Source organism: Mycobacterium sp. E796 (assembly GCF_001672815.1).
Taxonomy (GTDB): domain Bacteria; phylum Actinomycetota; class Actinomycetes; order Mycobacteriales; family Mycobacteriaceae; genus Mycobacterium.
This window is the reverse complement of record NZ_LZKK01000094.1, coordinates 19,481-30,272: the sequence shown is the minus strand read 5'-3', so window position 1 is coordinate 30,272 and position 10,792 is coordinate 19,481. Positions and strand designations below refer to the sequence as shown.

The 10,792-nt window shown below is 65.3% G+C and carries 9 protein-coding genes; 6 read left to right on the top strand and 3 right to left on the bottom strand.

The window, feature by feature from the left end:
- A partial coding sequence (locus tag A5706_RS07890) for an Rv1355c family protein (RefSeq protein ID WP_082964246.1) occupies nt 1–1,925 on the top strand: 1,925 nt, incomplete at its 5' end.
- A 5-nt stretch (nt 1,926–1,930) separates the two neighbouring features.
- Here the strand turns inward: A5706_RS07890 and A5706_RS07885 are convergent.
- Nucleotides 1,931–2,782 carry a class I SAM-dependent methyltransferase gene (locus A5706_RS07885; RefSeq protein WP_231985123.1) on the bottom strand — a complete coding sequence of 284 codons (852 nt, stop codon included), beginning with the start codon at nt 2,780–2,782 and terminating at the stop codon, nt 1,931–1,933.
- A gap of 227 nt (nt 2,783–3,009) precedes the next feature.
- On the opposite strand from A5706_RS07885, the gene A5706_RS07880 reads away from it, so the two are divergent.
- On the top strand, nt 3,010–4,380 hold the full coding sequence (locus tag A5706_RS07880; protein ID WP_068128844.1) for a cytochrome P450: 1,371 nt from the start codon (nt 3,010–3,012) through the stop codon (nt 4,378–4,380).
- A gap of 429 nt (nt 4,381–4,809) precedes the next feature.
- Nucleotides 4,810–6,717, top strand: coding sequence for a bifunctional diguanylate cyclase/phosphodiesterase (locus A5706_RS07875; protein ID WP_068128842.1), 1,908 nt, complete (start codon nt 4,810–4,812; stop codon nt 6,715–6,717).
- Nucleotides 6,718–6,724: 7 nt separating this feature from the next.
- On the opposite strand, the gene A5706_RS07870 is transcribed toward A5706_RS07875, so the two are convergent.
- Both A5706_RS07870 and A5706_RS07865 read right to left on the bottom strand, forming a co-directional pair.
- A complete protein-coding gene (locus A5706_RS07870) occupies nt 6,725–7,324 on the bottom strand; it encodes a bifunctional 2-polyprenyl-6-hydroxyphenol methylase/3-demethylubiquinol 3-O-methyltransferase UbiG (RefSeq protein WP_068128841.1) in 600 nt (199 codons plus the stop codon).
- A 222-nt stretch (nt 7,325–7,546) separates the two neighbouring features.
- On the bottom strand, nt 7,547–8,263 hold the full coding sequence (locus A5706_RS07865) for a hypothetical protein (RefSeq protein WP_068128839.1): 717 nt from the start codon (nt 8,261–8,263) through the stop codon (nt 7,547–7,549).
- A gap of 613 nt (nt 8,264–8,876) precedes the next feature.
- Here A5706_RS07865 and A5706_RS07860 point away from each other — a divergent pair.
- The 3 genes from A5706_RS07860 to A5706_RS07850 are packed head-to-tail and all read left to right on the top strand — an operon-like array spanning nt 8,877 to nt 10,746.
- Complete coding sequence (locus A5706_RS07860) at nt 8,877–9,305, top strand: DUF6653 family protein (protein ID WP_231985121.1); 429 nt, start codon at nt 8,877–8,879, stop codon at nt 9,303–9,305.
- A gap of 9 nt (nt 9,306–9,314) precedes the next feature.
- Complete coding sequence (locus tag A5706_RS07855) at nt 9,315–9,554, top strand: PspA/IM30 family protein (protein WP_068128837.1); 240 nt, start codon at nt 9,315–9,317, stop codon at nt 9,552–9,554.
- A gap of 1 nt (nt 9,555) precedes the next feature.
- On the top strand, nt 9,556–10,746 hold the full coding sequence (locus A5706_RS07850; protein ID WP_068128835.1) for a winged helix DNA-binding domain-containing protein: 1,191 nt from the start codon (nt 9,556–9,558) through the stop codon (nt 10,744–10,746).
- Nucleotides 10,747–10,792: the final 46 nt, after the last annotated feature.

The window sequence follows — 10,792 nt, the reverse complement described above, 5'->3', positions numbered from 1 at the left end:
CCTGGCGGCGGACCGTCGTCGCGGTGCTGGGCCCGAAGGGGTTTCGGACGCTACGACTTGATCGCAACAGAAACAACATCACCATTCGAGAACAGGCCCGGCTCAATTCGCTGACCATCGGCGTCGCCGGCCTGAGCGTCGGCCATGTCATCGCTCACACCCTGGCGCTACAGGGATTATGTGGCAGGATTCGGCTGGCAGATTTCGATCATTTGGAACTGTCAAATCTGAATCGGGTGCCGGCCACCGTGTTCGATCTTGGGTTGAACAAGGCGCATGTGGCGGCACGCCGGATCGCCGAGCTCGATCCCTACCTGGCGGTGGAGGTGTTCGACGCGGGACTCACCGCGGACAACCTCGACGCGTTCCTGGATGGACTCGACATCGTTGTCGAGGAATGCGATTCGCTCGACATGAAGGTCGGCCTGCGCATGGCATCGCGCGACCGGCGTCTCCCCGTGCTGATGGCAACCAGCGATCGCGGAAGGGTCGATGTTGAACGCTTCGATCAAGACCCTGACCGTCCGATCCTGCACGGGCTGCTGGGCGACCTCGACATCGGGCTGCTGCCGGGCATGAGCATCCGGGAAAAAATTCCTTACATGCTCCGTTACGACGAAGCCGATCGTGTATCGCCCCGCACTGCCGCATCACTTATCGAGATCGACCGATCGCTCTCAACCTGGCCTCAGCTGGCATCCGACGTCATCGTCGGCGCCTCGGCTTTAGCCGAAGCCGTACGCAGAATCGGGCTGGGCGAAGAACTGAGATCGGGTCGGTGCCGCATCGACATGGGCTGGGAACTCGATCAACTCGACGAAGTCGAGCCGGCCCACCATCGCCCCGAGCCCGACGACGGGCATGGCACCGACGCAGCCCCTTCGATGGTCAGCGATCCTATTGTCGCTGCCGCGATGCGCGCCCCCTCGGGCGGAAACAGTCAGCCATGGCGTATCGACGCAGAACCGACCAAACTAACCATCAGCGTTGCGACCGAACATACTTCAACGATGGACGTAGGGTTCCGCGGCAGCGCTGTCGCATTGGGCGCAGCCCTGTACAACGTCAGGATCGCCGCCGCCGCCCGCGGGGTGCTCGGGCCGGTGAGCGTCTCCGAAGACGTAGACGGCTCTCCCCTACAGGCCGGGATCGACTTCGGAAACGGTAACGACCCTGCCCTCGCCGACCTCTACGAACCGATGCTCGCACGCGAGACCAACCGCCATGGCGGAACGCGTCAACCACTCGACGACCAGACGATCAAATTGCTCTCGACCACGGCAGAGCGGGAGGGCGCGCGTCTGCACCTGCTCACCGCGCGGGACGACCTTTCGCGGGCCGCAACGATTTTCGCTGCAGCCGACCGAATCCGGTACTTGACACCACAGCTGCACAAAGAGATGTTTTCAGAACTGCGCTGGCCCGGTGACCCAGATCCCGACGTCGGTATCGAGGTGCTGAGCCTCGAACTCGACGACAGCGACTTGGCACTATTTGATGTCGTCCGGCGGCCCGACGTGATGGCTTGCCTTGCGGACTGGAACGCCGGCAGCGCGCTGGGCGACGGCATGCGCGACCAAGTCCTCGACAGCTCGGCACTGGCGGTGATCACCGTGACCGGGGAACGTCTTACCGACTATGCCCGTGGTGGATCAGCCGTTGAGGCGGTATGGATCCTCGCGCAGCGCGAGGGCCTCGCCGTCCGGCCGTTGTCGCCGGTCTTCCTGCATGCTCGGAACGCCGACGATCTCCACGAGTTGTCGGCCGACTTTGCCAGCGAATTAGAGCAATTGCAAAGCGATTTCGTGCGCCTTACCGCGACCGGTCCCGAGGAATCGATCGTGCTTGTCTTGCGGTTGACCACCGCACCACCTGCGTCGCGACCGAGTCGCCGCAGTCTCAGCCGAGTTCGTTCCCAGCGGTAGCCGACTCAGAACGGTTTCGCGGTGAATCCCCAGCGCAACAAGGCCGACTCGCGGCGGGCCGGACCGCGTAACCGGGCATCGTGCGTGCCGGTTAGAGCGTTCGGTTTGCCGCGCGCACCGAACATCCAGTACGCCTGCAGATAGGGCAGCGGTGTCGAATGACCGCAGTGCATTCCTTGCAGTCCAGCCGCGGCAAGCTCTTTCGAGAGCTCCGCGATGGTGAACGCCGCCGCCTCGCTTGCAATTGCGTCTTGGCGCAGGACAGCCGGCGAGGCGGGGTCTGCGATCGCGAGCATGTTGGGGGCGGCTGCCGGGTCGCGCAGGCGCTGGAAATCGGAGATCCATACCGCGGCCCCGCTGTGGCGTTGGATAGCGGCAATCTGTCCGAGTGCGCCGCGCAAGGAGTCGAAATCCGGTAGCTGATGCAGCGTCCACATGCAGGAGATCGCGTCCCACGGAGCCGTTGAAATCCGTCCTGGCAGCGCGGTGATGTCCTCGCGCAGAAGTTCGACACGCTCGCCTAGACCTTCAGCGTCGAACAGCTCCCGCGCCGTGGACAGCATGTTGGGGGCTAGATCCACGGCGGTCGCTCGGACATCGGGCCGTCGGCGCAGGACGGCGCTGAGCGCACGGCCCGAGCCGACGCCGAGATCCAACAGCGCGCCGCCTGGTGGAAGGAGCGCATCGAGCGCACGAGCGCAGAAATCGTATATCGCGACTATCCCTGGGTTGGACGCGCCGCCGGCGTGGAATTGGGCAACGGATTCCGGATCGTCCACCACCATCGGCTCGGGAATGCGCTCGCGCCCCGCGGGATGGAGACGCTCGCGCAAAACGACGCCGGGTACCCGCCACATCGGCCGAATTCTCTTCACCCTCAACCTCTCATGATGTCCGCGCCATCGATGTCGAGCCGCACAGTCATACATGATTATGAACTCGACCCATGTTCTCCACTGGCCGCACGTGGTCTTTCGATCTTCGGAAAAGACGTTCAAAGACTTGCCCGGTCACCCGGGATCGGTAAGCTTTGCCTGCGCGGTCCTTTGATCGAGATAGGAAACGTTGTCCGCGGGAGGTAGGCGTGGTTCAGACCCTTGCGAGTGACGGACTCAAATCTTTACCGCTGCCGCCGGTGAATCCCATGCCCTATCGGCAGCGTCTTGCGGCGGTGCGGGAATTCAGCACGGGTACCGAACGGCTGCGTGATGCCGGGGGGCGTGTGTCCTTTTTCAGGTTAGGGCCGCGATGGCTGATGCCGCCGATTGTGTTGGCAACATCTCCGGAGGCTATTCGCGACATCCTCAGCACCAAAGATGATTCCGTGGACAAGACGACCCCGGTCTTCGAGCAGGTGCGCCACATCATCGGCGCCAGCCTTACTGATCTTCCCTTCGAGCCGTGGAAGTCACGTCGGCGCACCCTGCAGCCGGTGTTCACCAAGCAGCGGGTGAACGAGTTCGGCGGTCACATGGAGCAGGCCGCACAGTCCGTGAGCCAGGGGTGGCGCGAGGATGCCGTGATCGATTTGGACGCCGAATGCCGCACGATCACGCTGCGCGCGCTGGGCCGGTCGGTGCTCGGGCTCGACCTGGAACAACGCGCCGACGAGGTTGTTGAGCCGCTGCGGGTGGCGTTGGCTTACGCGGTCAGGCGCGCGACGAGCCCGCTACGCGCCCCTCGCTGGTTGCCCACTCCCGCGCGTCAGCGCGCGCGAGCGGCAAGCGCGAAACTTCATGCCCTGACGCAGGAGATTTTGCGCGACTGTCGCGCCGATCCGACACGAGTCGCACCATTGGTCCACGCTCTCATCGCCGCCGAGGATCCAGAGACCGGAAAACGGTTGACTGATGAAGAGATTTGCGACGAACTGGTCATGTTTCTCTTCGCCGGCCACGACACCACAACCACGGCGTTGACGTATGCACTGTGGGCTCTGGGACACCACGCCGACTGCCAGGACCGCGTCGCGGCAGAAGTCGCGGCCCTGCCGGATCGGCCGCTGACGTCCGACGACATGTCACGGCTGGGCTATACGGTCCAGGTCATCCGGGAATCGCTTCGGCTGTGCCCCCCGGCGCCCACTGGCACACGGATGGCGTGCCGGGACGTGGAGGTGGGCGGTTACCGGGTGCCGAAGGGCACCATGCTCGTTGTCGGGAGGATGGCCGTACAACGCGACCCGCAACTCTGGGAGGACCCGCTTCGGTTCGATCCCGACCGGTTCAGCCCTGAGAACTTCAAGGCGCTCAATCGTTGGCAATACGTGCCATTCGGCGGCGGACCGCGCTCGTGCATTGGCGACCATTTCGCCATGCTCGAAGTGACCCTCGCCTTGGCGACGCTCATCCGCAGGTTCGAAATCCGCTCTCTCGACGATGAATTTCCGCTTGCATTGCACTTCACGATGATTGCCGGTGGTCCGATTCCTGTCCGTGTTCGGCCGCGTCGCTAGCGGTATCGGGCGCCGAGGCGTATCGACGGCTTAAGAACAACGACAGGCCGCGGCCATACCTAAGCATCGACACGACGCTATCGCCTGCGCAGCAACGATTCTGGCCCGAGCACTCCGCCGCCGCGAGGGCGGCACCGATGCATGGCTGCGGCGCTGCCCTGGGCCTGACACGACCTCCGAGGTGCGCCGCCGGAAATCAAGCCCGTCGATGCGAGACGGTGTGCGCCACCCAAATGTCACGGTCCACCTGGCACAACAGCCGTATCAGGCGACGGAAGTGCGGCGATCGTCCCTAGGGGTCGTCTGGCCTGACTGCCTGCGGTGAACTGCGTCGCGCCCCATGCATGTGCCAGTGTGATTCCACACAAACGCGCGACGCGGCAAACAAAAACTGCCCCCGCGCACTAGTAACAGCTACGGTAAGGGCAAATGTCGGGCACCTTGGACTACTTGGTCACTGCGGCCGCCGCCGAGTTGATGGCGGCCACCGCGGCTGACTCGGCCGCAGTCAGCGAACGAGTGCTCGGCAACCTGGTTCGCGACCTGGGCGTCGATTTCAGCTTCCTGCGACACAACGACCACACCATCCGCGCCACGATCCTCATCGCCGAATTCCCGCCCCGCAATGCCGACCCGGACCCGATCGGCATAGTGCATTTCGCCGACGCCGACTCTATCTTCGCTCGGGCCGAACACCTCAAGGCGCCAGATGTGATGCGGCCCCGGCCGGACAACGCCGACTATCAGCAAAACATTGAAGAAGGCACCGGTGCTCCCACCGTCTCCCTCGCCGCCGTTCCGCTGCTATCCGGCGACGTCACCACCGGCACGCTAGCCTTCGGCAAGCTCGGAGACCGCGAATGGCTACCGGAAGAACTCAACGCCCTGCAAGCCATCGCGGCGCTGTTCGCCCAGCTGCAGGGCCGCACCGTCGCAGAAGAACGGCTCCACTATCTTGCCGAACACGATGACCTCACCGGCCTGCTCAACCGCAGGGCGCTGATCGAATACCTGGACCAGCGGCTGGCCGAGGGGCAGCCCGGCCCGGTCTCGGTGGTGTTCATTGCCTTGGACCGCTTCAAGGTCATCAACGACCACCTGGGTCAAAACGCCGGCGACCGGTTCATCGAGGCCTTCGCCCAACTGATGCGCGAGGCCACGGACATTCCGGCGGCCATCGCCCGTTTCGGCGGTGACGAGTTCGTCGTCGTACCCACGGCACCAATGGACATCGAGGCCGCCGAAGTGTTTGCCCAGTCGCTGCACGACCTAGTTCACAAGCAGGTCGTGATCGACGATGAGCTGCTCACCCGTACGGTCAGTATTGGCGTCACGTCGGCTCTACCCGGGCAGGACAGCACCTCGGACGTGCTGCGCCGGGTCGACCAGGCCCTCCGGTCGGCGAAAAGTTCCGGCGGCGACAGGGTCGTCACTTTCAGCCCGGAGATGTTGCGAACGAACATGATCCGCAACGACATCGAACTGCACCTGGAAGGGATGGTCGACAGCCGTACCGGCGCTATGGTGCTCCATTACCTTCCGGAGTTCGACATGCGAACCGGTGAGATCCTCGGCACCGAGGCGCTAATCCGTTGGCAACACCCCACCCTCGGACTGTTGATGCCCGATTCGTTCATCCAGGTGGTCGAATCGATCAACCTGGGCGCCAAACTCGGCCGTCTCGTAATGCGTGCGGCGTGTGCGCAGTTCGGGCTTTGGCAGTCACGCGACGTCGGGCGCGGTGCGGTGTTGCGGATCAATGTATCGCCCGTGCAGCTCGTCACCGATGGGATCGTCGACACGGTTGCGACCACACTCAACGAGTTCGGCCTCGACCCGCAGACGGTATGTCTGGAGATCACCGAAAGCGTGGTGGTCCAAGACATCGACGCCACACGCAAGACGCTCTTCAGACTGAAGGAGATCGGAGTACAGATCGCCATCGATGACTTCGGCACCGGCTACAGCGTGCTGACGTATCTGAAATCGCTGCCCGTCGACACACTCAAGATCGACAAGGGGTTTGTCCGCAATCTCGACACCAACGCCGGCGACCTGGCGATCGTGCGCTCCACAATGGCCTTGGCCGATGCCTTCGGGCTGAACGCCGTCGCCGAAGGCGTCGAAACCGTGGCCGCGGCCAGGACATTGCTCGGCCTGGGCTGCTACCGGGCGCAAGGCTTTCTGCTCTCCCGCCCGCTGGACAGCGCCGCAATGGAGGCGCTGCTCGCCAAACGCGTCGTGCCGATGGACTTCTCCGACGGCGCGGCCGCGGCAGCGGATAAGGGCTCCGCCACCGGGAAGGTGGTTGAGATCCCCGGCAAGCAGAACTCTTGATCGGCGCTTACGCGCGGCGCTGAAACAGGTAGTAGCGCGACGGGTTCTTGTGGTCAAGCTCTCGTTCCTCGCCCGCGGAGACCAGCGTCCAGCCCGGGGTAAATCGGCGCTCTATTTCGGCATGGTCGATGCCCGGCACACCGATCCTGCGGCCGGGAGGAAACGCGGCGATGTAGAGCCACGCGTCGGGCGCCGCCACAGCGGAGACTTCCCGGACGTAGGCGTCACGGTCGGCGCCGCTCATGTTGTGGATGCAGGCGTTGTCGACGATCAGCTGAAAGCCCGCACCGATTCCGGCCCGAGTCAATTGCGTCACGTCGGCGCGCACAAAGTTGACCGAAACATCGGCGGCGCGAGCTTTGGCGCGGGCCTTGTCGAGCGGCTTGGCCACATAGTCGACCGCGGTTACCTGCCAACCGTGCTGGGCGAGGTAAATCGCGCAGTCTCCGGTACCGCATCCGACATCGAGGGCCGATCCCGTGGACAGCCCGGCTTCACCGGATGTTCCTTCGACCAGGTCTCGTAGACCCTGCCCGATCGGATGGCCCTCCCACGGTGTGAAGCCGATGCGGTAGAAAATCCGAAAGCGGGTGTGTCGCGAGGCCATACACGCAATGATCGCATTCGCAGCGAGCAGCCGCTCTCCGACCCGGTAATCGCCACGCGTGAACGCCCTTTCGACGATCTCGAGGTCATTACCAGCAGCGGCTCGTCGAATTCTGTGTAGCACCAACGAAATAGATGCGCCGCCCCGTCGCGGCAGGCCGACCGGTGCCGCCAATGAGACCACCGTCGAGGTTCAGATGACCCGCTGCGGCCGCGATTGCCCCTAAGCCGAAATGCGACCGAGAATTTCGGCGTTGTGGGCGCACATCAGCTTGAATTGTTCGGGTTCGGCGTGCGTCGCGACGGTACGGCGGTCCCACCACATCACCTTGGTGCGGTAGTCCTCGGTGGGATAGGCGGCCGCCGGTATCCCAGAGGCCACGACGCCGCCGGAGGATGCCCACTGCTCCAACACGTGAGCCGCTGCGGTGGCCATGATGAACTGGACATCCAGCATCGTCATCACCGGCAGTGCGTTACGCGCCAGCACCCGGGACAGCACCCGGCTGCTGTAATCCTGGGAATTGGTCCAAGCGCTTTTGACTTCGACAACGCCGAAGGGGATCCGGTTGGCGATCATATGGCTCAGCACGGCACGTCCCGGATTGCCGGCCCACTCATCGAGCGCGTGGGACTGCTCGGGTGCGCGCAGGGGACCCACGAGGCGGTGACCGCCGACCACCCGGCCGTTTGGATCGGCCACGGCGAAGAACAGCGTCGTGTCGGTGCCATCCCGAATCGCGTCGAGATCGAGCACCCACTCCAAGCCGTGACGACGGTAGCTGCGGACCGCGCCGTCCAGGTATTGCTCCCATAGGCTTGGCTCCGCCTGTGGCGTGGCCGCAGTGACCCAGCATCCTGTCGCCAGATCGCGCCAGCCTGTCCCGCCCTCCAACCACGGGCCCTCAATCGCCTGACCAGTGAGCTGAGCCGCTTCCATTGGTATCCCTTCGCTTGTTAACCATGACGGCCCGACTAATTCGTCGGCGCGCTTTGAATTATTTCGTAAAATGTGGGCACGATAAATAACCGACAGTATTTATTCTGTTGAGATCGTTTGTCGTGGCCAAACCGTTAGCGTTACCGATGAGTAATCGGCAACGAGCCGAAAGTTTGCGGTCGCTGATGCAGTATGGCCCCCTGTTAGGGGAAGCGGTAGTCACCCCGCTGGCCCGATCCGGGTCGGCCCCGGCATCGCCCGCCGACCCGGGTCGGTCCGCAGGCTACGATGACCTTCACTTACCGCAGCCAGGGCCGTTCCCCCTCAGATGATTCAACCGGACCGCGCGGGGGGCCTCTACCTGTGGATTCCCTGTGCCGCGGCGGCCGGAGAGCCGCGGGTTTGCTACCGCCGCCCGAGGTAATGGACCGCGTTTTCCGCCCACTTTTTTCGTTTCCGGCGATTTCACGTGCACCGGCTCGACGGCGGCGAAGAAGCAAAATTCCACAGGCAAAGCGATTTTGCGGGCCGATTTTTGGCAACCGATCGCTTTTAGTCAGGCCGCGGCAGGTGGCTCTTCGCGAACCCCGGCCATGGGGGCAGACTCGATGTCGTGACCAGGCAGCCAACCGTGGCGCGTGTCCGGCGCGCCCTATTCGCCCGCCACTGCAGCCCGTGGAGCGCCTGGACTCGCTGGGCGACCACGCCGCTGACTCTCGTGCCCATCTGGACGCGACGATGGAGCCACGCGGCGTGGGTCGCGCTGTGGTTCGCCGTCAACCCGGTCCTCTTCGGCAAGCCGGCGCATGAACGCGCCTGGTCGACGCGGGCGATGCTGGGTGAGGAGCTGTGGGTCAGCCGTCGGCCGCGGGACGCGGCGATGCTCGTCAGCGCCTTGACGTCCGCTTCCGCGGTGGGCGCCGTCGTCGCCGCCCGGCGCCATCGACTGAGACCAGCTGCGATCGCGACCGCGGTGCAGATGGCACTGACGCTGGTGTATTGGGAGCAGATGGTGCGCTATCTGGGCCGCGAGGCGCAGTAGCGTGGCGGCATGCCCGACGAAACGACAATCCCCGAACCCGACCCCGGGTACGACAGCGCCGGTGTACCGACTTTCGAAGCCGTCCGCGACAAAATCGAGAACCGGTACGCGACGGCAGAGGGCGCGGCGGAACTCGACGCGGACACGGCCGAGGGCCGCTCGGTAGAGGAGCAGTACGAAGAGCGCCAGCGCGCCGCCGCCGAGCGGCTGGCGCAGATCCGGGAGTCGATGCGCCCCGACGAGCATTGAGGTGCGGGCGTTCACCGTCGACGAGCGGCGTAACCGCCTGGCGCGCAGGCATTTTCTGGCGCCGGGCGACATAGCGCCGATCACCCGGGTGATCGCCGGGCTGCTCGGGCTGCACGCGAGCGATCCCGCCACGCCCTACCTGTCGCTGTGGGCGCGGTTGCCGGGCTTCGCGACTGCCGATCTCGAGGAGCAGCTGTACCTGAAACGCTCTGCGGTCAGGCATTTGGCGATGCGCCGCACGCTGTGGCTGGTGCGCAGCGATGACCTGACGACGATCCAGGCGGCCGCCAGTGACCGGGTCGCCGACAACGAACGTCGGCGGCTGGCCGCCGACGTGCGCAAGGCCGGAGTGGCCGCCGACGGCGACCGCTGGCTCGACCTGGCCCGTGCCGCGGTTGTCCGCCACCTCGGTGACAACGGCCCGGCCAGCAGCACCGAACTGCGGGCGGCGCTCCCCGAGCTGGCCGGGACGTACGACCCGGCCCCCGGAAAGCGTTGGGGCGGCGAGGTTCCGCTCGGTCCCCGGGTGCTCACCGTGCTGTCGGCGCGGGGCGAAATCGTGCGCGGGCCAAACGACGGCGCCTGGACGACGTCGCGGCCGCGTTGGGCCACCACAGGGCACTGGCTCGGCGAGCTGGGCGAGCCGCCACCGGACCGCGAGGCCAGGGCGGAGCTGACCCGGCGCTGGCTGGCAACCTTCGGGCCAGCGACCGTCGCCGACCTCAAATGGTGGTTCGGCAGCACGCTGACGGCGGCGCGCCACGCCCTGGCCGACGTCGGCGCGGTGGAGGTCGAGCTGCACGGCAGCGGCGTCGGCTGGGCGCTGCCCGACGACCTCGACCCCGAACCCCCTGCGCCGCCGTGGTGCGCGCTGCTGCCGGGCCTGGACGTCACGACAATGGGCTGGTTTCAGCGCGATTGGTACCTCGGCGAACACCGCGCCCAGATTTTCGACACCAACGGCAACGGCGGCCCTACCGCCTGGTGGAACGGCCGCGTGGTGGGCGGCTGGTATCAGGATGACGGGGCCCGCGTCCGCCTGCAGCTCCTCGAGGACCCCGGCCGCGACGGGCGGCGTGCCCTGCAGCGGCGCGCTGACGAACTCACTTCGTGGCTGGACGGCGTGCGGATCAGCCCGCGCTTCCCGTCGCCGCTGTCGAAAGCCGGTGCCGCCGCTGTCCGCGAAACTTAAACGGCTGCAACGCTTTCAGCGGGTCGTGTGCGACGTTTCAGTGTCG

Bases quoted from the DNA above. Each gene is read 5' to 3' on its own strand.
- A5706_RS07870 (WP_068128841.1), bottom strand. From the start codon at position 7,324: ATGGCCTCGCGACACACCCGCTTTCGGATTTTCTACCGCATCGGCTTC.
- A5706_RS07885 (WP_231985123.1), bottom strand. From the start codon at position 2,782: ATGTGGCGGGTACCCGGCGTCGTTTTGCGCGAGCGTCTCCATCCCGCG.
- A5706_RS07865 (WP_068128839.1), bottom strand. From the start codon at position 8,263: ATGGAAGCGGCTCAGCTCACTGGTCAGGCGATTGAGGGCCCGTGGTTG.
- A5706_RS07875 (WP_068128842.1), top strand. From the start codon at position 4,810: ATGTCGGGCACCTTGGACTACTTGGTCACTGCGGCCGCCGCCGAGTTG.
- A5706_RS07855 (WP_068128837.1), top strand. From the start codon at position 9,315: ATGCCCGACGAAACGACAATCCCCGAACCCGACCCCGGGTACGACAGC.